The 21,834-nt window shown below is 33.2% G+C and carries 16 protein-coding genes; 10 read left to right on the forward strand and 6 right to left on the reverse strand.

The window, feature by feature from the left end:
- Nucleotides 1–311 precede the first annotated feature (311 nt).
- Both flgE and ruvC read right to left on the reverse strand, forming a co-directional pair.
- Nucleotides 312–2,870 carry a flagellar hook protein FlgE gene (flgE, locus tag KAR67_RS05915; protein WP_192801065.1) on the reverse strand — a complete coding sequence of 853 codons (2,559 nt, stop codon included), beginning with the start codon at nt 2,868–2,870 and terminating at the stop codon, nt 312–314.
- A 203-nt stretch (nt 2,871–3,073) separates the two neighbouring features.
- On the reverse strand, nt 3,074–3,556 hold the full coding sequence (gene ruvC, locus KAR67_RS05920) for a crossover junction endodeoxyribonuclease RuvC (RefSeq protein ID WP_011050020.1): 483 nt from the start codon (nt 3,554–3,556) through the stop codon (nt 3,074–3,076).
- A gap of 95 nt (nt 3,557–3,651) precedes the next feature.
- Between ruvC and dnaA the strand changes: the two genes are divergently transcribed.
- From dnaA to KAR67_RS05950, 7 genes are all read left to right on the forward strand, one after another.
- Complete coding sequence (gene dnaA, locus KAR67_RS05925) at nt 3,652–4,974, forward strand: chromosomal replication initiator protein DnaA (protein ID WP_060786271.1); 1,323 nt, start codon at nt 3,652–3,654, stop codon at nt 4,972–4,974.
- Between the two features lie 164 nt (nt 4,975–5,138).
- Nucleotides 5,139–6,206 carry a DNA polymerase III subunit beta gene (gene dnaN / locus KAR67_RS05930; protein WP_002779379.1) on the forward strand — a complete coding sequence of 356 codons (1,068 nt, stop codon included), beginning with the start codon at nt 5,139–5,141 and terminating at the stop codon, nt 6,204–6,206.
- 31 nt (nt 6,207–6,237) lie between these two features.
- A complete protein-coding gene (gene gyrB / locus KAR67_RS05935; RefSeq protein ID WP_170876436.1) occupies nt 6,238–8,550 on the forward strand; it encodes a DNA topoisomerase (ATP-hydrolyzing) subunit B in 2,313 nt (770 codons plus the stop codon).
- A 162-nt stretch (nt 8,551–8,712) separates the two neighbouring features.
- Nucleotides 8,713–9,117, forward strand: coding sequence for a twin-arginine translocation signal domain-containing protein (locus tag KAR67_RS05940; protein ID WP_002779927.1), 405 nt, complete (start codon nt 8,713–8,715; stop codon nt 9,115–9,117).
- A 154-nt stretch (nt 9,118–9,271) separates the two neighbouring features.
- Nucleotides 9,272–10,114, forward strand: a complete 843-nt coding sequence (locus tag KAR67_RS09685) for a hypothetical protein (protein WP_002829346.1) — start codon at nt 9,272–9,274, stop codon at nt 10,112–10,114.
- Nucleotides 10,115–10,125: 11 nt separating this feature from the next.
- Nucleotides 10,126–10,290 (forward strand): hypothetical protein, encoded by a 165-nt coding sequence (locus KAR67_RS09690; protein ID WP_002826931.1) that lies wholly within the window; start codon nt 10,126–10,128, stop codon nt 10,288–10,290.
- Between the two features lie 97 nt (nt 10,291–10,387).
- Nucleotides 10,388–10,678: a cytochrome c gene (locus KAR67_RS05950; RefSeq protein ID WP_002798903.1), complete on the forward strand. Its 291-nt coding sequence runs from the start codon at nt 10,388–10,390 to the stop codon at nt 10,676–10,678.
- A 263-nt stretch (nt 10,679–10,941) separates the two neighbouring features.
- Here the strand turns inward: KAR67_RS05950 and KAR67_RS05955 are convergent, their stop codons facing one another.
- Together KAR67_RS05955 and KAR67_RS05960 are read right to left on the reverse strand one after the other, a co-directional pair.
- Entirely contained in the window at nt 10,942–12,588 is a 1,647-nt protein-coding gene (locus KAR67_RS05955; protein WP_002785504.1) for a cation acetate symporter, read from the reverse strand.
- Nucleotides 12,585–12,944 carry a DUF485 domain-containing protein gene (locus tag KAR67_RS05960; protein ID WP_002787440.1) on the reverse strand — a complete coding sequence of 120 codons (360 nt, stop codon included), beginning with the start codon at nt 12,942–12,944 and terminating at the stop codon, nt 12,585–12,587. Before KAR67_RS05960 ends, KAR67_RS05955 begins: the two co-directional genes overlap by 4 nt.
- Nucleotides 12,945–13,174: 230 nt before the next feature.
- On the opposite strand from KAR67_RS05960, the gene KAR67_RS05965 reads away from it, so the two are divergent.
- The 3 genes from KAR67_RS05965 (at nt 13,175) to KAR67_RS05975 (ending at nt 20,555) form a co-directional block, all read left to right on the forward strand.
- Nucleotides 13,175–14,476, forward strand: a complete 1,302-nt coding sequence (locus KAR67_RS05965; RefSeq protein ID WP_002797292.1) for a Na+/H+ antiporter NhaC family protein — start codon at nt 13,175–13,177, stop codon at nt 14,474–14,476.
- Between the two features lie 133 nt (nt 14,477–14,609).
- Nucleotides 14,610–19,100, forward strand: a complete 4,491-nt coding sequence (gene gltB, locus KAR67_RS05970; protein ID WP_162284597.1) for a glutamate synthase large subunit — start codon at nt 14,610–14,612, stop codon at nt 19,098–19,100.
- Between the two features lie 9 nt (nt 19,101–19,109).
- Nucleotides 19,110–20,555, forward strand: coding sequence for a glutamate synthase subunit beta (locus KAR67_RS05975; RefSeq protein WP_004284567.1), 1,446 nt, complete (start codon nt 19,110–19,112; stop codon nt 20,553–20,555).
- Here the strand turns inward: KAR67_RS05975 and KAR67_RS05980 are convergent, their stop codons facing one another.
- Together KAR67_RS05980 and KAR67_RS05985 are read right to left on the reverse strand one after the other, a co-directional pair.
- Nucleotides 20,556–21,131 carry a ribonuclease HII gene (locus KAR67_RS05980; RefSeq protein ID WP_002809657.1) on the reverse strand — a complete coding sequence of 192 codons (576 nt, stop codon included), beginning with the start codon at nt 21,129–21,131 and terminating at the stop codon, nt 20,556–20,558.
- A 37-nt stretch (nt 21,132–21,168) separates the two neighbouring features.
- Nucleotides 21,169–21,816 (reverse strand): ferritin family protein, encoded by a 648-nt coding sequence (locus KAR67_RS05985; protein ID WP_002779391.1) that lies wholly within the window; start codon nt 21,814–21,816, stop codon nt 21,169–21,171.
- Between the last annotated feature and the right edge of the window lie 18 nt (nt 21,817–21,834).

Raw genomic sequence — 21,834 nt, forward strand, 5'->3', positions numbered from 1 at the left:
CGTGCCAAGCACGCATACAGAAAGAAGAAAGCATTAAGTTAAAACTAATATAAGACATTTTTTCTCCTTTCTAAAAAATTATTGGCTATTTTATCTTTAAAAAATAAAAATAAAATTAAATTTTAAAAAATTTATATCACATTGCTGAAAATTTTATTGCAACCCACCCCTAGCAAGAGTGAGTTAGCAATAAATTGAAGGCAGTTCAAGCCTAAGCCTAGTATTACAAGACTACCAAGATAGGCTTGTAAAGCAAGGCTGCTCCCTTTAAGGGAGCAAAAAACAATATTTTATAGAATACTAAGCTTAAATTATTGTTTAAGCTGGATTAGAGTTTGAAGCATTTGATCACTCGTTGAAATGGTTTTTGAGTTTGCTTGATAACCTCTTTGAATGATAATAAGCTCTGTTAAAGAACGACTTAAATCCACATTTGACATTTCAAGAGCTGAGGTTCTCATTTCACCACGACCTCCTGTTCCTGCTTCACCTACTACGATATTACCACTATTTGCAGTGACTTTAAAAAGATTTCCACCAATTTCCTCAAGACCTGAGTTATTTGCCACTGAAGCCATTGCTATTTTTGCTACAGCAAAGGTTTTGCCATTAGTAAATTCACCTAAGATATTACCTTTATCATCCACACGGATAGCATCAGGTTTTAAGTTACCTGAAGTATAACCATCAGTTGCCTGTCCTGTTAGAGTTGAAGCAGAATTTGAGCTTACAAGGCCGTCATTGCTTCCACTTGTTCCAAAGGAAAGTTTGATTTGTTGATTTGGTGCGGCACCGTTATTTGGTGAAAAATTTAAAGTTTTAGGATTATAACTAGCCAAAGAGCCATCATTGTTAAATCTTGCTGTTCCTACAACAATATTGTTTGGTCCTTCACCTGTAGTGTTAATCTCAGCAGGTTCTGGCACACGGATAATCATTTGCCATTCATTACCCCCATCTTGAGTGGTACTTTGCTTGACAAACTGCACTTCTAAAGTGTGTTTTGAACCTAAAGAATCATAAATTTCAAGCCCCGCCGAAAAAGCAGAAAGCTTAAGTTGCTCACTTTCTTTGATCTGACCCCCGACTGTTAAAACTCCATCAAAAGCTTTAAAAATTTTAGTAAAAGCATCATTAGTGCTTACAGTTCCTTGTTTATTACTATAGGCTGTTACATTAAAATTTATATTATGTGTTGTTCTATTTGGATTATTAATACCAGCTGGTGGATTACTTGCAACATTAGGATTTGCTATAGAAAAATTTCCATTTTCTGTAATAACAACACTTACACCTTCATTTACATCTTCACCTGTAACTTCAAATCCACCGCTTCCATCATAATCCACCCCATACCTAGCATCTCTCTGTAAAAGCTCTCTTAAGTCCTCTGTAGTTCTAAAAACCCTTGGTGTTGTAGTTAAAAATGAACCATTCATAGCTAATTGATAATTATTTTCAGGAGTACCAGGAGTATTTATATTTGCCTGATTCCAAGTGTGTCCACCATCAGGATTATACAAAGGTGGTAAAGTTTGAGGAGTAGAGCTATAAATATATTTATGTGCTGTTACTATTTGTATTCTATCTTGATTTTGAGCAGCAGTTCCTGCTATCCAAGCACTTCCAGCACCATTCACTATAGGATTACCAGCAGGTCTTAAATTGATATTATTCCAATCAAAATCTGCGGGATTACCAGCAACCCTTATATTAATAAGTTCTCCAGCTGAATTATTGGCATTAACTTGTAAATCTATATTTTTCATGTTATCTGTAGTGCCATCAGCATTGTCATTGATAAAATCAATCCCACTACCATCTGCTTTTTTTACCGCTCTTACCCCTGTTCCATCTCTTGTATCATTTGGTGCAGTAAAGGTATTGATATAAGCTATAGCTTCATCTAAGCTTTTTATAGAAGTATTCTGTATATGAACTCCATTTAGAGTAATATCCAAAGTTGTAGGTTTTTGCTCATGTCCCCAAAATATAACAGGATTTTGATTTACTTTTTGATTAGGATCAAAAACACCATTATTACCTTGATTTGCTCCAGCTCCAGCTCCAGCTGTACTAAACTTAGCATCTGCATAAGATACCCAAATTCCTTGACCTTCTCTTAAATTTAAACCTGTACCATTAGCATTAAATAAAGCTCCAGCATCAACGCCTTTTTCAGTTACTTCTACAGAATTCTTAGAAGTCGTATAAAACTGAGTGGTTCCTGTATCATTTTCATCTTTAGTTTCACCTGTTTTTTTATTAAAACCATGTATAGAATCAAGTCCATATATAGGACGACTTGCTGTTCCTATATTTAAACCACTATTTAAATTCGCTTTGATGGCTACTTCGGTTGATTTTGCTGCAGGGATATGCATACCGGGATCGATAAAAATATTTTGTGGAGTTCTTGAACTATCTATAGTTTGATCATCCCAGTTGATATTCCACCCTTGGACAACAAAACCTGCATTATTAACAAAATTTCCATAAGCATCGAGTTTAAAATCCCCGCTCCTTGTAAGATAGTTTGTAAGACCACCATCATCACTCACCATAAAAAAACCATCACCATCTATAGCAACGTCAGTGTTTTTATCTGTGGTTTGAACTGAACCTTGAGAATGAATTCTAGTTGTAGAACTTACTGAAACGCCAAGACCGATTTGAAGTGGATTAGATCCGCCTCTTCCATCAGTTGGAGCTGTAGCGATTTTCACAGTTTGGCTAAACATGGTTCCAAAATCTGCACGAGAGTATTTAAAACCAGTGGTATTAACATTTGAAATGTTATTACCTTCAACATCCATCGCAACTTGATGTGCTTGTAGTCCGCTTACGCCAGACCAAAGTGATCTCATCATCTTAAATCCTTTATAAAATATTGCTTTAAAAAATTTAACGCTTTGGCTTTAAAAAACTTTTGCGTTTATGTGAAGTTTACAAGCAAGTTCTGTTCCAACTTTTGAAATTTTTTATGAATTTTTTAAAAATTTATAGAAAAAATTTAAAGGTATTTTAGGAGTTTATGAAGCTTTGGGCTTTTGTGTAATAAAAATTACTAAAATCACACCCTAACTCTTAAATTTGCTGCATGGGTTAAAGCTACTGCAATAGCATCTGTGATATCCAAAGGCTTGATATCTTTACTAAGTCCTAAAAGCCTTTTTACCATAAAAGCAACTTGTTCTTTAGTTGCTTTGGCTTTTCCTGTAACGGCTTTTTTTACTTGTAAGGGAGTGTATTCTGCAAAATCTCCATGAATTTGAAGAATTTTTAAAGATAGGGCTCCGCGAAATTGTGCGAGTTTTAAAACGGTTTTTGGATTGTAAGCAAAAAAGATATCTTCTATAGCCACCTCATCAAAAGAATGATTTTTAAAAATCAAGTCCAAACCCTCACAAAGCTCTGTGATTTGATACTGTAAGGTACTTGGCTTTATCTTTATAAGTCCTGCTTCTATGAGAATGTTTTTTCCTTTGTTGGCTTCTATGATAGCATAACCGCAATTTCTTGAACCTGGATCTATACCTAAAATTTTCAAATTCATACCTTTTGAAAAATAAAATACAAAAGCGGATTTTAACCTTTTTTTATAAAATTTAAGATAAAATTTATACATTATGCAAAATTTAAAGAGAGATTATGAATCCAAGCCAAATACTTGAAAATTTAAAAAAAGAATTAAGTGAAAACGAATACGAAAACTATTTATCAAATTTAAAATTCAACGAAAAACAAAGCAAAGCAGATCTTTTAGTTTTTAACGCTCCAAATGAACTCATGGCTAAATTCATACAAACAAAATACGGCAAAAAAATCGCGCATTTTTATGAAGTGCAAAGCGGAAATAAAGCCATCATAAATATACAAGCACAAAGTGCTAAACAAAGCAACAAAAGCACTAAAATCGATATCGCTCATATCAAGGCGCAAAGTACGATTTTAAATCCTTCTTTTACTTTTGAAAGCTTTGTAGTGGGGGATTCTAACAAATACGCTTATGGAGCTTGTAAAGCTATCTCACAAAAAGACAAACTGGGAAAACTTTATAATCCTATCTTTATCTATGGGCCTACAGGGCTTGGAAAAACGCACTTGCTTCAAGCTGTGGGAAATGCAAGTTTGGAAATGGGAAAAAAAGTGATTTATGCTACGAGTGAAAATTTTATCAATGATTTTACTTCAAATTTAAAAAATGGCTCTTTAGATAAATTTCACGAAAAATATAGAAATTGTGATGTTTTACTCATAGATGATGTGCAATTTTTAGGAAAAACAGACAAAATTCAAGAAGAGTTTTTCTTTATATTTAATGAGATTAAAAATAATGATGGGCAAATTATCATGACAAGTGATAACCCACCCAATATGCTAAAAGGTATCACCGAACGCTTAAAAAGTCGTTTTGCTCATGGTATCATAGCAGATATCACTCCACCTCAACTGGATACAAAAATAGCCATCATACGCAAAAAATGCGAATTTAATGATATCAATCTTTCTAATGATATCATTAATTATATCGCCACTTCTTTAGGGGATAATATAAGAGAAATAGAAGGTATCATCATAAGCTTAAATGCTTATGCTAACATACTTGGACAAGAAATCACCCTTGAGCTAGCAAAAAGCGTGATGAAAGATCATATCAAAGAAAAGAAAGAAAATATAAGCATAGAAGACATTTTATCTTTGATCTGTAAAGAATTTAACATCAAACCAAGCGATGTGAAATCTAGCAAAAAAACTCAAAATGTCGTTACTGCAAGACGCATAGCAATCTACCTAGCAAGGGAACTTACAAGCCTTACTTTTTCACAACTTGCTAACTTTTTTGTGATGAAAGATCACACAGCTATTTCACATAGTGTGAAAAAAATAAAAGAACTCATGGAAGATGATGAGCAAATAAAAACAAAAATCGAAGAATTAAAAAACAAAATTCTTACAAAAAGTCAAAGTTAAGTGAAGAAATGTGAAAAGAAAAAAAGCAAAATGTGAAAAAATATAATTAAGCAAAATATGGTAAAATACAAATTTAATAATTTTTTGCTAAAGAATTTCACAATTTCAATAGTCTTATTATTACAATGAATTTAAATTATATATAATAAAGCCAAGGAGAAAAAATGAAACTAAGTATCAATAAAAATACCCTTGAATCAGCGGTACTTTTATGTAATGCCTATGTAGAAAAAAAAGATTCTAGCACCATCACTTCACATTTACTTTTTGAAGCTGATGAGGATAAACTTATCATTAGAGCGAGTGATTTTGAAATAGGGATAAACTATAAAATAAGAAAAATTCGCGTAGAAAGCGGTGGATTTGCTACTGCAAATGCAAAAAGCATAGCCGATGTGATAAAAAGTTTAAACAATGAAGAAGTGGTATTAGAAACCATAGATAATTTTTTATTTATAAGACAAAAAAGTACAAAATACAAACTTCCTATGTTTAATCATGAAGATTTTCCAAATTTCCCTAAAACAGAAGGTAAAAACCAATTTGACATTGATTCAAGTGATTTAAGTAGATCTCTTAAAAAAATTCTACCAAGCATTGATACTAACAACCCTAAATATTCTCTAAATGGTGCATTTTTAGATATAAAAACAGATAGAATAAATTTCGTTGGAACCGATACAAGACGCCTTGCAGTTTATACTCTTGAAAAAACAAACAATCAAGAATTTCACATCAGCATTCCTAAAAAAGCTATCATGGAAATGCAAAAACTTTTTTATGAGAAAATCGAAATTTATTATGATGAAAATATGCTTATCGCTAAAAATGATAATTTTGAATTCTTTACAAAACTTATCAATGATAAATTCCCTGATTATGAAAAAGTTATCCCAAAAACTTTCAAACAAGAACTTAAATTTTCAACTGAAGATTTTATAGATAGTCTTAAAAAAATCAGTGTTGTAACTGAAAAAATGAAACTTCATTTCAACAAAGATAAAATCATCTTTGAAGGTATAAGCTTAGACAATATGGAAGCAAAAACCGAACTTGAAATCGAAACAGGAGTAAGTGAAGAATTTAATCTTAATATCAAGATAAAATACCTACTTGATTTCTTAACTTCAATCGAAGAAGAACAATTCACTTTAAGTGTAAATGAACCTAACTTAGCCTTTGTAGTAAATTCTCAAGGCTTATCTATGGTTATCATGCCTATGATTTTATAAAAACTTAAAATCTTGAGTTAAAAGGAAAAATATGCAAGAAAATTATGGTGCGAGTAATATTAAAGTTTTAAAAGGCTTAGAAGCTGTTAGAAAACGCCCAGGTATGTATATAGGAGATACCAATATAGGCGGACTTCATCATATGATTTATGAAGTAGTGGATAATTCTATCGATGAAGCAATGGCAGGACATTGTGATACTATAGATATAGAAATCACTACCGAAGGAAGCTGCATCGTTAGCGATAATGGTCGTGGAATTCCTGTAGATATGCACCCAACTGAAAATATGCCAACCCTAACTGTTGTTTTAACTGTTCTTCATGCAGGGGGAAAATTCGATAAAGATACTTATAAAGTTTCAGGGGGTTTGCATGGTGTGGGCGTTTCAGTCGTAAATGCACTTTCTAAAAAACTTATAGCTACGGTTGAAAGAAATGGAGAAATTTATCGCCAAGAATTTTCAGAAGGTAAAGTCATCAGTGAATTTGGTGTTATAGGAAAGAGCAAAAAAACAGGAACCACCATAGAATTTTGGCCTGATGATACAATTTTTGAAGTAACAGAATTTGATTATGATATTTTGGCTAAAAGATTTCGTGAACTTGCATATTTAAATCCAAAAATCACTATAAATTTTAAAGATAATCGTGTAGGCAAAAGTGAAAGTTTTCATTTTGAGGGCGGAATTTCACAATTTGTTAGCGATTTAAATAAAAAAGAAGCTTTAACCAAACCTATATTTTTTAGCGTAGATGAAGAAGATGTAAATGTAGAAGTAGCTTTGCTTTATAATGATACTTATAGCGAAAACTTGCTTTCTTTTGTAAACAATATCAAAACCCCTGATGGTGGAACGCATGAAGCTGGATTTAGAATGGGTTTAACAAGAGTGATTAGCAACTACATAGAAGCAAATGCTAGTGCTAGGGAAAAAGACTCTAAAATCACAGGCGATGATGTGCGTGAAGGACTTATCGCTGTAGTAAGTGTAAAAGTGCCTGAACCTCAATTTGAAGGACAAACTAAAGGAAAACTTGGCTCTTCTTATGTGCGTCCTATAGTTTCAAAAGCAAGTTTTGAATATCTTAGTAAATATTTTGAAGAAAATCCTATCGAAGCAAAAGCTATTATGAATAAAGCTTTAATGGCAGCTAGAGGAAGAGAAGCAGCAAAAAAAGCAAGAGAATTAACGCGTAAAAAAGAAAGCTTGAGTGTAGGAACTTTACCAGGGAAATTAGCTGATTGTCAAAGTAAAGATCCGAGTGAAAGTGAAATTTATCTTGTGGAAGGGGATTCTGCAGGAGGTTCTGCAAAACAAGGTAGAGAAAGATCTTTCCAAGCTATACTGCCTTTGCGTGGTAAAATTTTAAATGTTGAAAAAGCAAGATTAGATAAAATTTTAAAATCTGAGCAAATTCAAAATATGATTACCGCTTTTGGCTGTGGTATAGGTGAGGATTTTGATCTTTCAAAACTAAGATATCATAAAATCATCATCATGACAGATGCGGATGTTGATGGATCACATATACAAACCTTGCTTTTAACTTTCTTCTTCCGTTTTATGAATGAACTTGTGGCTAATGGACACATTTATCTTGCCCAACCACCGCTTTACCGCTATAAAAAAGGTCAAAAGAAAGAAATTTATCTCAAAGATGAAAAAGCTTTGAATGATTATCTCATCGAAACAGGTATTGAAAGTTCTAATTATGAAGGAATTGGCTTAAATGATTTAAAAGATTTTCTAAAAATCGTTGCCGCTTATCGCTCGGTATTAAATGAGCTTAAAAAGCGTTTCAATGTGATTTCTGTGATTAGATATTTGATCGAAAATCCTGACTTTATCAAAGAAAATAATGAAGAACTTTTTAAAATCATTAAAGCTTTTTTGGAAAAAGAAGGGCATAATATTTTAAATCATTATATCAATGAAAATGAAATTCGCATTTATGTGCAAACTGAAAATGGTTTGGAAGAACTTATCATCAATGATGATTTATTTTCACACCCTCTTTATGAAGAGGCAAATTATATCTTTAATAAAATAAAAGATCGTGATTTGAGCTTTGAAAAAGATATTTTAGATATCTTAGATGAAGTAGAAAAAAATGCCAAAAAAGGTGCTTATATCCAACGCTATAAAGGTTTGGGTGAAATGAACCCTGAACAACTTTGGGAAACAACTATGGATCCAAGCGTAAGAAGACTTTTAAAAATCACTATCGAAGATGCACAAAGTGCTAATGATACTTTTAATCTCTTCATGGGCGATGAGGTTGAACCAAGACGCGATTATATCCAAACACATGCTAAAGATGTAAAACATTTGGATGTGTAAAAATTTTTTAGTGTCAGATTGTAAATTTGACACTAAATTCTATCTTTTTGTTTAAAAATTTCACACTTTGTTACAATAATTCATATTTTATCTTTACTCAAATTATTTTTTAAATTTATAGATTTATAATTTGTAATACTAAATACTTAAAACGATTAATTCATGTTAGAAGTTTCGCGTAGAAATTTTTTAAAAGCTACGGCTTTAAGTGCTGTTTGTCTTTCTGGTTTGAATGCTTCTTTTTTGGAATTTTCTCAAGCTAAACAAGTGAAATATTTTATCAAAGATAGTGAAATTCCTCATCAAGGAAATTTCATTAACGCGGATGAAATTTTACTTATTGAAAAAGATATCAGCAATATTTACTCACAACTTAAAGAAGCTTTTGAAAATAAAGCACTCATTGGAAGTGTGAGTAGTGGGACAACTTTTTTTGTGATCCGCACTATGGCGGCGGATTATGGTATGCGTGTTGCATATGAAAAAAACAAGGTGATTTTTATACTTGGATTTTGGCACCAAAAGGAGTTAAATTATAATTTTACCAAAAAATGTTTCGCAAAGTGATTTTACAGCTGCAGTAGCAAAATTTGAAAAAGCTTTGGGTAAAGAGTGGGTATTTAAAACCTAAGAGGATTTAGATCTTTATAGAGATGCGTATAGCCCGCAATGGGATGATGATGACGAACCTATCCCTTCTTTAGCGCTTGCACCTAAAAATGTGGAAGAAGTTCAAGCTATAGTTAAAATAGCAAATGAATTTAAAATTCCTCTTTTTCCTATTTCCACAGGTAAGAATTTAGGCTATGGTCCTTATGTAGATGGACTTTTTTCACAATCTAATTTCGGTATCGTTACAAAAATGGGCTTTTGGATGATGCCAAAACCAGAGCATTATATGCTTTTATCTATAAAAATGAAAAAACGCGAGGATTTGATCCCAGCGGTTGAAATTTTAAATTATCTTGAGGATAGTTTTATTGTGGGTTGGCCGCAGTATTTTAGTCCATTAAATCCACCTTATGGAAAACCGATGAATGCGGAGTTAAAAGGCTATCTTACAAGTAAAAATGGCTTACCTGATATGGATAAAATTCAAAATTATGCTTTGAAAAATAAAATCCCTTATTGGAATATCGATGTTTCAGTTTATGGCTGTAAAGAAGTGTGCTATGCAAATTTAGAATATATCAAGCAAAGATTTAAAATCATTGAAGGTGTAGATATTTCTATCGTTCAAGAATTTAGTTTACCTTTGAATTTGGAGCAAAAAAAGCAGCTTAAACATAAGGTTACTCTTGGAATTCCAAATATGGAAATTTTTTGGCTTAGCACAAGAGGTGAGGTTTTAGAACCAAGTGATGGGCATGTATGGTTTTCACCTATTATTCCACGCGATGGTAAAGAACTTTTAAAATGCCAAGAAGTGTATATGAATTTATTTAGAGAATTTGGGGAAGAATCTCCTATAACACCTTTTTCGCATCCTAGAAGTTGGATGTATCGTGCATTTTGCTTTATGTTAGCCTTTAATAACTCAAGAACCGATAAAGCACACAATTAAAAGTGCGTAAAATGTATCGTCAAATGGTTCAAACTGCTGCAGAACATGGATGGGGAGATTATCGCGCAGCTCCAACTTTCCAAGATGATGTAATGGGTGCGTATTCTTATAACAATCATATTTTACGCCGCTTTAATGAGCAGCTTAAAGATTGTATTGATCCAAATGGAATTTAGCACCTGGTCGTGGAGGTATTTGGCCTAAAAATTTAAGAGATGAGCGTTTTGTTAATAACAAACGCGACGCATTAAGAATGAAAGAAGGTAAAGAAAAATGAAAAAAATCGCTTTATTTTTTGTTTTATTTGTTTGCTTGCTGAATTTAAATGCTAAGGATAAAGAATGGTTGCCAAAGGGTGAATCTATAAGTGTTTATGAGTATATTCCAAACAATCCAAGATCCCCTGCAGCATTTTCAAGCGTTGATAGTAAAAAATTAAATGCAAATCAAAGAAAGGGACAGCAAGTTTATAGTAAGTGGTGTATAGCATGTCATGGCGAGGGAATGCTGGGACAAACGCACTTTCAGCTCTTTATAAAGATCAAGGAATTCCTGCGCTTTTAGAAGATAGAACGGATTTAAGCCCTGATTTGGTAACGATTTTTTTTGCGTTATGGTAAACATTCAATGCCGTTTTTCCGTAAAACTGAAATCAGCGATAAAGAATTGCAGTATTTAGGTGAGTATTTGGGTAGAAACTACAAATAAAGATAAACTCTAAAGGACTTTATGTTAAGTAAAGTCCTAAAATACTTTTCTAATGAGAATATTTACTGGTTTAAATTTAAAAAAGCTTCTGTGCTAAATGTAAAAAAGCTTTTTTTTGTTTAATGCGCCACAGCTTCACTTACTCCCACACCGCTTTGAGCTCTAAAATCTTGTGCTTCAAAACCTTCTTTATCTTTTTTAGCTCTTTTAGAATTATCCAATTTTGAAATGATATAAATGAGTATAAAACTTAAAGGCATTGAAAATAAAGCAGGATGATCATAAGGAAAAATAGCTTCACTAAAACCAAAACTTTTTACCCATATACTAGGGCTTAAAATCACAAGAGCAAGAACGACTATAAGTCCTATAAGTCCACCCCAAAAAGCGCCTTTAGTGGTAAGATTTTTCCAATAAATACAGAGTAAAAGTATAGGAAAATTTACACTCGCAGCAATAGCAAAAGCAAGTCCTACGGTAAAAGCAACATTTTGTTTTTCAAAGACAATGCCTAGCAAAATAGCAAAAATTCCTATAGCTATAGTTGCGATTTTTGTAACTCTCATTTCATCTTCATGTTTGACATCACCCTTTTTGATAACATTGACATATAAATCATGACTTATAGCTCCTGCACCTGAAATCGCAAGTCCTGCAACGACTGCTAAAATAGTAGCAAAAGCTACTGCTGAAATAAATCCTAAAAAGACATCTCCACCCAAAACATCAGCTAAGGTAACTGCTATCATATTACTAGCCCCATTAAAACTTCCATCAGCGTTAGTAAATTGAGGATTACCAAGTAAGAGCGCTATAGCACCAAAGCCTATGATGAAAGTAAGTATGTAAAAATACCCTATAAATCCTGTTGCATAAAATACTGACTTTCTAGCTTCTTTAGCATCTTTTACGGTAAAAAATCGGATAAGTATATGAGGTAAACCTGCAGTTCCAAACATAAGAGCCAAGCCTAAAGAAAGAGCTGATACGGTATCAGGCAAAAAAGTCCCTGGTTTCATTATGTTTTCACCTTTTGGATGATGAGAAATGGCTAAATCAAAATAATATTTTAAATCAAATTTCGTAAGGTATAAAATCATAACAGCCATAAAAGTAGCCCCTGCTAGAAGTAAAATGGCTTTGATGATTTGCACCCAAGTGGTTGCGTGCATTCCTCCAAAGGTTACATAACAAATCATTAAAATTCCGACCAAAACAACCGCAAAAGTGTAAGGTAAACCAAAAAGCAATTGTATGAGTTGTCCTGCTCCTACCATTTGAGCAATAAGATAAAAGATAATAACGCTTAAAGCAGAAATAGCTGATATAACGCGTATAGGCTTAGCTTCTAAACGATAAGCGGTAATATCTGCAAAGGTAAATTTGCCAAGATTTCTAAATTTTTCTGCAATTAAAAATAAAATAATAGGCCAACCCACTAAAAATCCTATAGAATAAATAAGCCCATCAAAGCCATTAGTAAAAACTAAAGCGGTAATTCCAAGAAAGCTTGCCGCACTCATATAATCCCCCGCTATAGCTACACCATTTTGCATTCCTGTGATATTTCCTCCGGCGGTATAAAATCCACTTTTGGATTTGGATTTTTTGTTAGAATAATAGGTGATAAACAAAGTAGCTAAAACAAAGACTAAAAACATACTAACAGCAGTTATATTTATAGGTTTTTGATGAACTTCTCCTAGATCAAAACCGGCGCTTAAAGCTAAATTAAAGATTAAACTTAAAAATATAAAGACTTTCATACTAGCTCCTTATAATTGATTTTTCCATCTTTTAACGCATCAAGCAACCCTTCATTTTCCAAGCTTTTAATCACTTCTTCTTGCTCTTTATCAAGAAAATAATTTGCGATAAAAGTGTAAATTCCTGTGGAAATAATACACAATAAAATCAGGCCAATGCCTACCATAATACCAAGCGTGATGGAACTAGGACCCAGTTTATACCCTAAAATTTCAGGCATAAGTCCTATACCTAAAACAAAGATATAGTAACAAATAAGCACTATCAAAGATAGGTTAAGCGATATTTTGTTTCTAAAAGAAACAAACTTTTTAAATCTCAAAACAGCATTTTTTTGCTCCGCATTTAAATTCATGAGTACTCCTTTCAATGTTTATAATTCAATATAACAAAAAATTCAATGAATTAAGGCTTTTTATTTTAAAAATTTGTGTAATAATAGAATTTTTATCTTAAATATGAAAAAAAGTAACATATATTTATCAATGTTACTAAGATTTACATATTAATTCATTGATAATTTTTATCTCATTTTAAAAAATTTTTCTTTAGAATTAAGCTTTTATAAATTCACAAGGAAAAATTTTGACCCTGCTTACAAATCCTATCATCATCAGTGTAGTTTTGATGACTTTACTTTGTTTATTTCGTTTTAATGTACTTTTGAGTCTTTTGATTTCTGCTTTAGTTGCTGGAATTTTTTCTCATATTGAGATTATGGAAACTATGAGTATTTTAATCGACGGAATGAAGGGAAATTTAAAAACCGCTTTAAGTTATATACTTTTAGGTGCTATTGCTGCTGCGATTTCAAGGACAAATTTAACAGCTTATTTGATTAAGGTAGTCAGTCGTTTTATCTCTCATAAAAAATATCTTTTACTTTTGTCCATAGCTTTGATTTCTTGTTTTTCGCAGAATTTAATTCCTATTCATGTGGCGTTTATTCCTTTGCTAATCCCACCACTTCTAAGTCTTTTTAATAAATTAAAAATCGATCGTAGGGCTGTTGCTTGTGCTTTAACCTTTGGACTTACGACACCTTATATGGTTTTGCCTATAGGTTTTGGACTTAACTTCCAAGATCTTTTAAGAGAAAATTTGGAAAAAAATGGGGTTAATGTCAACTTAGCAGATGTAACAAATGCGATGTATTATGCTGCTATTTGTATGGTGTTAGGACTTTTTTTAGCGCTTTTTGTATTTTATAGAAAACCAAGAGAATATCAAGAAATAGAAATTCAAAAAATGGATTTTGATAATATCAAAATGGGACGCAAAGAATGGGGCGTTTTAGTAGGGCTTATTTTGACTTTGGTTTTACAAATTTTTACGATGAATTTACCTTTATCAGGGCTTTTGGGCTTTATTTCTATGGTGATTTTGGGCGGAGTTGAATATAAAAGTGTCAATGATATTTTTGATGATGGACTTAAATTAATGGGCTTTATCGCTTTTGTTATGCTTGTAGCAGCGGGTTATGGAGAAGTTTTAAAACAAAGCGGTGCTGTAAATGAGCTTGTAAATTCCGTAGTGCCTTGGATGCAAGAAAATAAATTTTTAGCGGTATTTTTAATGCTTTTAATAGGTCTTATTATTACCATGGGTATAGGTACTTCTTTTGGGACTATTCCTATCATAGCTACACTTTTTTGTCCGCTTTGTTTAGAACTTGGTTTTAGCGCAGCACTTATTATATTTATCTTAGGAGTAGCAGGGGCCTTAGGAGATGCAGGAAGTCCAGCAAGTGAAACGACGATGGGAACGAGTGTGGGATTAAGTGTAGATAAGCAACACGATCATATAAAAGATACTTGTATTCCTACTTTTATTTTTTATAATGGGCCTTTGCTGATTTTAGGAAGTATCATAGCGATGTTTTTATAATTTTTATAAATCCATTGAAATATTTTTTAATTTATTTATTTTTAAGATAAAAAATATCTCGATATTAAAAAAATATATGTTATAATCCTTAACAAGCTATCAAATTTAAAATCAATCTTATAAGGAGAATAAAATGGATTTGGAAAATATCTTAGAAAACAATCAAAGCGTAGGTTTATATCACCCTAAAAATGAACACGATGCCTGTGGTATTGCCGCAGTTGCCAATATACGCGGTATTGCTTCTTATAAGGTTATTTGTGACGCTTTAGAAATTTTGATGAATCTTGAACACCGAGGCGGTGCGGGAGCTGAAGAAAATTCAGGTGATGGAGCGGGAATTTTGATTCAAATTCCTCATGATTTTTTCATGACTCAAGAGCTTGGTTTTGAGCTTCCTCAAAAAGGTGATTATGCTGTAGCTCAAATGTTTTTATCGCCTAATGCAGATGCTAAAGAAGAAGCAAAAGCGATATTTTTACAAGGTTTAAAAGATAAAAATTTAGAATTTTTAGGTTTTAGAGAAGTGCCTTTTAATCCTAGCGATATAGGAGCAAGCGCTTTAAAAGCTATGCCTTATTTTTTACAAGCTTTTGTAAAAAAACCAAGCACGGTTAATGCAGGACTTGAATTTGAAAGAGTACTTTATGCTTGTCGTCGTCTTATAGAAAAAAGAGCTATTAATGTGCCTAAATTTTATTTTTCAAGCTTTTCTTCACGCACTATAGTTTATAAAGGAATGCTTCTTTCTACTCAATTGAGTGATTTTTATCTTGATTTTAAAGATGTCAATATGAAATCAGCCATTGCTTTGGTGCATTCTCGTTTTTCGACTAATACCTTCCCAAGCTGGGAAAGAGCTCATCCAAACCGCTATATGGTGCATAATGGAGAGATTAACACTATACGAGGAAATGTCGATAGCATAAGAGCTAGAGAAGGTTTGATGGAGAGCGAATATTTTGAAAATTTAGATGAAATTTTTCCTATCATAGCAAAACCAAGTAGTGATTCTGCTATGTTTGATAATACTTTAGAATTTTTAGCTCTAAATGGTCGTACTTTAGAAGAAGCTTTTATGATGATGGTGCCAGAACCTTGGCATAAAAATGAAAATATGGAAAGCAAAAAGCGTGCTTTTTATGAATATCATTCTTTATTGATGGAGCCTTGGGATGGGCCTGCTGCTATAGTTTTTACTGATGGAGTGATTATGGGGGCGAGTTTGGATAGAAATGGTTTTCGTCCTTCAAGATATTATCTTACAAAAGATGATATGCTCATACTTTCAAGCGAAACAGGAGCTTTAAAACTTGATGAAAACAATATCAAAGCTAAAAAACGCCTAGAACCTGGAAAACTTTTACTTGTAGATACTGCAAGAGGTAGAGTAATAGCTGATAATGAAATCAAAGAGCATTATGCTAATGCGAAGCCTTATAAACAATGGCTTAAAAATTTAGTAGAGCTTGAAAAACAACACAGCGGGGTTTATAAACATAAATTTTTAAAAGAAGATGAGGTTTTAAAACTTCAAAAAGCTTTTGGATGGAGCTATGATGAGCTTAAAATGAGTGTAGCAAGTATGGCACAAAATGGCAAAGAAGCTTTAGCGGCTATGGGTGTGGATACTCCTTTGGCTATTCTTTCTAAGACTTATCAGCCTTTGTATAATTATTTTAAACAACTTTTTGCTCAAGTGACTAATCCACCTTTAGATGCTATAAGAGAAGAGATTGTTACTTCTACAAGGATATATTTAGGAAGCGAAGGGAATTTGCTAAAACCAGATGAAAATAATGCAAAGCGTGTTAAAATTTCTTTGCCTATTATTAGCAATGAAGAGCTTTTCGAGGTTAAAGCCTTAAACAATTTCCAAGTTAAAGAATTTTCTATACTTTATGATTATTCTAAAAAAACTTTAGAAAAGGCTTTAGATGAACTTTGCGTTAAGATAGAAGATGAGGTTAAAAAAGGTGTTTCTATTATCATTTTAAGCGATAAAGGAGTGGATGAAAAAAACGCTTATATCCCTGCTTTGCTTGCTGTTTCTGGAGTGCATAATCATCTAGTAAGAAAAAATTTAAGAACACATACAAGTCTTATCATCGAAAGTGGTGAACCTAGAGAAATTCATCATTTTGCATGTCTTTTAGGTTATGGTGCGACTGTTATTAATCCTTATTTGGTTTATGAGAGTATACAAAAACTCATTGCCAATAAAGATTTAAATTTAAGTTATGAAAAGGCGGTAGAAAATTTTATCAAAGCAAGTTCAAGTGGTATAGTAAAAATTGCTTCTAAAATGGGAGTTTCTACTTTACAAAGTTATAATGGTTCTGCTCTTTTTGAGTGTTTGGGCTTAAGCTCTAAGGTGATTGATAAATACTTTACTTCTACAACTTCACGCATTGAAGGTATGGATTTAGAAGATTTTGAAAAAGAACTCATTGCTTTACATAAACATGCTTTTAACGATACGCATAAGGCTTTAGATTCTAAAGGAATTCATGGTTTTAGAAGTGCTAAAGAAGAACACTTAATCGATCCACTTGTGATTTTTAATCTTCAGCAAGCTTGTCGCAATAAAGACTATAAAAGCTTTAAAAAATACTCGGCTTTAGTAGATGAAAAACAAGTGAATTTGCGTTCTTTGATGGAATTTGATTTTAGTGAAGCTATCAGTATAGATAAGGTTGAAAGTGTAGAAAGTATAGTTAAACGCTTTAGAACAGGGGCGATGAGTTATGGTTCTATTTCTAAAGAAGCACACGAGTGTTTAGCACAGGCTATGAATAAAATAGGTGCTAAATCAAATTCAGGCGAGGGCGGTGAAGATGAGGAACGCTATGAAATCAAAGATGGAGTCAATAAAAATTCCGCTATCAAACAAGTAGCAAGTGGGCGTTTTGGGGTGGATTTAAACTACTTAAGTCATGCAAAAGAAATTCAAATCAAAGTCGCTCAAGGTGCAAAACCAGGCGAGGGCGGACAATTAATGGGCTTTAAAGTTTATCCTTGGATAGCTAAGGCTAGACATTCTACAGCGGGTGTGACGCTGATTTCTCCACCACCTCATCATGATATTTATTCTATAGAAGATTTGGCTCAACTCATTTATGATTTAAAAAATGCGAATAAAGACGCCAAAATTTCAGTAAAACTTGTAAGCGAAAATGGTATAGGAACAGTTGCTGCAGGTGTGGCAAAAGCAGGAGCGAATTTAATCCTTGTTTCAGGTTATGATGGAGGAACAGGAGCAAGCCCTAGAACTTCTATACCGCATGCGGGAATTCCTTGGGAGTTAGGCTTAGCTGAAACGCATCAAACTTTGATCTTAAACAAGCTTAGAGATAGAGTAAGATTAGAAACTGATGGAAAGCTGATGAATGGACGCGATTTAGCTATAGCTGCACTTTTAGGAGCTGAAGAATTTGGCTTTGCTACTGCGCCTTTGATTGTTATGGGCTGTACGATGATGAGAGTTTGTCATCTTAATACTTGTCCTTTTGGTATTGCCACTCAAGATAAAGAACTTAGAGATCGTTTTAAAGGCAAAGTAGATGATGTGGTTAATTTCATGTATTTTATAGCTGAAGAGCTTAGAGAATATATGGCAAGACTTGGTTTTGAACGCCTTGATGATATGATAGGAAGAGTTGATAAACTCCGTCAAAAACCTATGGAAGGTAAAGCAGGTAAAGTGAATTTAGATAAAATTTTAAAATCCTTACCTACTTATAACAGAACCGCTGTGCATTTTAAAGACTATAAAGACAATAAACTTGAAAAAACGATTGATTATAGAATTTTACTCCCACTTTGTAAAAATGCTGTGGAGAAAAAAGAGCCTATCAAACTTTCTTTAGAGGTAGGAAATCAAAGCCGTACTTTTGCTACTATGCTTTCAAGTGAAATTCTAAAAACTTATGGCAAAGACGCTTTAAGCGAAGATAGCATACAAATTAAAGCCATAGGAAATGCAGGCAATAGCTTTGGAGCATTTTTGTTAAAGGGTATTAAGCTTGAGATTATAGGCGATAGCAATGATTATCTAGGTAAAGGTTTAAGCGGAGGTAAGATCATTGCTAAAATTTCAAATGAAGCCACTTTTTCACCTGAAGAAAATATCATCGCAGGAAATGCTTGTTTGTATGGAGCAACCGAGGGTGAAGTGTATTTAGATGGTATAGCAGGAGAAAGATTTTGCGTAAGAAATTCAGGAGCTAAAGCGGTAGTTTTAGGAACAGGCGTGCATGGTTGTGAGTATATGACAGGGGGGCTTGTCGTAGTGCTTGGCGATGTGGGTGCAAACTTTGCTGCAGGTATGAGTGGGGGTGTGGTTTATATCTTTGGAAGACACAATGAAGCCCATGTAAATACCGAGCTTGTGGATATTAAAGATCTTAGCACTAAGGATGAAAAAGAATTAAAAACGATGATAGAAAATCATATCGCTTATACCAATTCTAAAAAGGCTAAGGACATACTCGAAAAATTTGACAAAAAAGACTTTTTTAAAGTTATGCCAAGAGATTATGAAAAAATGTTAGAGATGATCGAGCTTTGCAAAGATGAAGAAGATCCAAGTTTGGCAGCATTTTTGAAAATCACACAAAAATAAGGAGTAAAAATGGGAAATGCAAGAGGTTTTTTAGATTTTAAAAGGGTAGATTTTAAAAAAGTTGCTCCTAAAGAAAGAGTTTTAAATTTCAAAGAATTTACAACGCTTTTAGACAAGAAAGAACAAGAAATTCAGGGCGGACGATGTATGGATTGTGGGGTAGCATTTTGCCATACGGGTGTGATGAGTGAAGGCAAGGATGTAGGCTGTCCTTTAAACAATCTCATCCCTGAATGGAATGATCTTATTTATCGTTCTTTATGGAAAGAAGCTTATGAAAGACTTGATCTTACCAATCCTTTTCCTGAATTTACTGGCCGTGTTTGTCCGGCTCCTTGTGAGGATTCTTGTGTGTGTGCGATTAATGGAAAAAGCGTAAGTATCAAAAATAACGAGCTAGCCATCATAGAAAATGCTTTTAAAGAAAATTTAGTAAGTCCAAATAAACCTAAACAATACAATGGCAAAAAAATCGCCGTCATAGGAAGTGGGCCTGCTGGACTTGCTTGTGCTAATACCTTAAATTCACTTGGCTACAAGGTAAGTGTTTTTGAAAGAAGCGATAAAGTAGGCGGGCTTTTAATGTATGGAATTCCTGATATGAAGCTTGATAAAAGTATAGTTGATAGACGCGTTGATTTACTCAAAGAAAGCGGTATAGAATTTAAGGTAAATGAAAATATAGACAGCAAAGATAAGGTTTCTAAACTTTTAAAAGAATTTGATGCTTTAGTACTTTGCACAGGAGCGAGCAAGCCTATAGATATTGATATAGAAGGTAGAAAACTAAAGGGCGTTGAATTTGCTCTTGATTTCTTAACGCAAAATACCAAAACCTTGCTAAAAACAGGTAAGGGTGCTGATACAGCAAAGGGTAAAAATGTCTTGGTTATAGGAAGTGGGGACACAAGTGTTGATTGTATCGCTGTAGCTACAAGACAAGGAGCTAAGTCCATAGTGCGTTTTGAAAGAAGCCCAAAAAGACCTTTACAAAGAAGCCAAAGCAATCCTTGGCCTTTAAAAGCTGATATCTTTACGACAGATTATGGTTTAGAAGAAGCCATTGCTGTATATGGCAAAGATCCTAGAGAATATCAAAAAATGACAAAAAAATTCTTAGGTAAAGACAAAGTAGAAAGCGTAGAAGCATGTGATTTAAAACGCGAATTCAAAGAAGGTAAGGCTATAAATGTCGAACTTCCAAATTCTAATCAAAACTATAAAGCAGATTTAGTACTTTTGGCTATGGGTTTTAGCGGAAGTGAAGATGCTATCGCTAGTAATTTTGGAGTAAGTTTGGATGAGAAAAACAATGTCAAAACAAAGAATTTCCAAACCACACATGAAAAAATCTTTGCTTGTGGAGATGCTAGAAAAGGACAATCTTTAGTCGTTTGGGCTATAAAAGACGGTATAGAGTGTGCTTTAAATATACATGAGAATTTAGCAAAATAGTCATAAAAGTTTAAAACTTTTGCGATGAAGCTTGCAAATTCCAAATTTTGCTATCAATTCCTTATGGGCTTTTGTCCCATAAGCCTTGTTTTTTTCAAACTCATAGCAAGGAAAATCTTTAGCTAAAAAATTCATTACCCTATCTTTGCTCACCTTTGCAAGTATGCTTGCTGCACTTACTTGTTTGATATTGGCATCGGCTTTGATTTGAGTTTTTATACCGCTAATGCCTAAATTTGTATTGCCATCGTATAAGAAATTATTTTCTGTTTTAAAGTGTTTTTTTATGAGTGTTAAACCCATTTTTAAACAAGCGCTAAGCCCTATTTCATCAATTTTTTCTGAAGAAAAAGCAAGTATGAGATAATTTGAATTTTTGATGATAATTTCATAAAGTTCTTCGCGTCTTTTTTCGCTCAATTTTTTAGAATCACAAAGCCCCTCAAGATCTTTATGCAGTTTACAAGCTGCCATCATCATAGGACCTGCTAAGGCACCTCGTCCTGCTTCATCAATGCCGATTAAGTTAATATCAAATGGAGTTAAAAGTTCGTTTTCTTCAAATAAAGTTTTCAAATTTTCTCTAAGAAAGGGCGAAAAATCGCCCAAGGATTTAGCCTAAAAATTCACGCTTAAAGTATTCTTTAGGTGCTTTACATAAAGGACAGGCTGCAGGAGCTTTTTTGCCACGATGGATATGTCCACAAACCTCACAAACCCATAGTTCTTCTACTTCGCTATTAAAGAATTCTTCTTCTTCAAGCATTTTTTTAAGAGCTAGGTATTCTCTTTCGTGTTCTATTTCTACTTTTCCAATCGCAGTAAATAATCTTGCTATAGCTTTTTTACCCTCATCTTCAGCGATTTTAGCAAAATTTGGATACATAGTTGTGTGCTCATAGTTTTCACCTTCTGCAGCAGTTACTAGGTTTTTTGTAGTTACTTCTAAAGGTTTGCCATCAACGATTTCGTGATAAGCTTTAAATTCAGCTCTTGCATGCCATTTTTCATTTTCTGCTGCTTCTCTAAAATGTCTTGCAACCGCATGCCATCCTTCTTCTTCAGCTACATCCGCAAATAAATCGTATTTATTTCTAGCCATTGATTCTCCAGCAAAAGCTTTCATCAAATTTATTGCAGTTAAATCTTGAGTGATACACTCCATCTCAACACCACAACAGCTAAGTTTTCCACCGCCTACATTTTGAACTTCTACTTCATTGCCGCATTTTGGACATTTATAGGATTCATATTGTCTCATTTTGTACTCCTTTTTGAT

It is taken from the genome of Campylobacter sp. JH32, assembly GCF_017846535.1.
Lineage (GTDB): Bacteria > Campylobacterota > Campylobacteria > Campylobacterales > Campylobacteraceae > Campylobacter_D > Campylobacter_D coli.

Coding starts and splice junctions, on each gene's coding strand:
- flgE (WP_192801065.1), bottom strand. CDS start 2,870: ATGATGAGATCACTTTGGTCTGGCGTAAGCGGACTACAAGCACATCAA.
- ruvC (WP_011050020.1), bottom strand. CDS start 3,556: ATGAATTTGAAAATTTTAGGTATAGATCCAGGTTCAAGAAATTGCGGT.
- dnaA (WP_060786271.1), top strand. CDS start 3,652: ATGAATCCAAGCCAAATACTTGAAAATTTAAAAAAAGAATTAAGTGAA.
- dnaN (WP_002779379.1), top strand. CDS start 5,139: ATGAAACTAAGTATCAATAAAAATACCCTTGAATCAGCGGTACTTTTA.
- gyrB (WP_170876436.1), top strand. CDS start 6,238: ATGCAAGAAAATTATGGTGCGAGTAATATTAAAGTTTTAAAAGGCTTA.
- KAR67_RS05940 (WP_002779927.1), top strand. CDS start 8,713: ATGTTAGAAGTTTCGCGTAGAAATTTTTTAAAAGCTACGGCTTTAAGT.
- KAR67_RS09690 (WP_002826931.1), top strand. CDS start 10,126: ATGTATCGTCAAATGGTTCAAACTGCTGCAGAACATGGATGGGGAGAT.
- KAR67_RS05950 (WP_002798903.1), top strand. CDS start 10,388: ATGAAAAAAATCGCTTTATTTTTTGTTTTATTTGTTTGCTTGCTGAAT.
- KAR67_RS05955 (WP_002785504.1), bottom strand. CDS start 12,588: ATGAAAGTCTTTATATTTTTAAGTTTAATCTTTAATTTAGCTTTAAGC.
- KAR67_RS05960 (WP_002787440.1), bottom strand. CDS start 12,944: ATGAATTTAAATGCGGAGCAAAAAAATGCTGTTTTGAGATTTAAAAAG.
- gltB (WP_162284597.1), top strand. CDS start 14,610: ATGGATTTGGAAAATATCTTAGAAAACAATCAAAGCGTAGGTTTATAT.
- KAR67_RS05975 (WP_004284567.1), top strand. CDS start 19,110: ATGGGAAATGCAAGAGGTTTTTTAGATTTTAAAAGGGTAGATTTTAAA.
- KAR67_RS05985 (WP_002779391.1), bottom strand. CDS start 21,816: ATGAGACAATATGAATCCTATAAATGTCCAAAATGCGGCAATGAAGTA.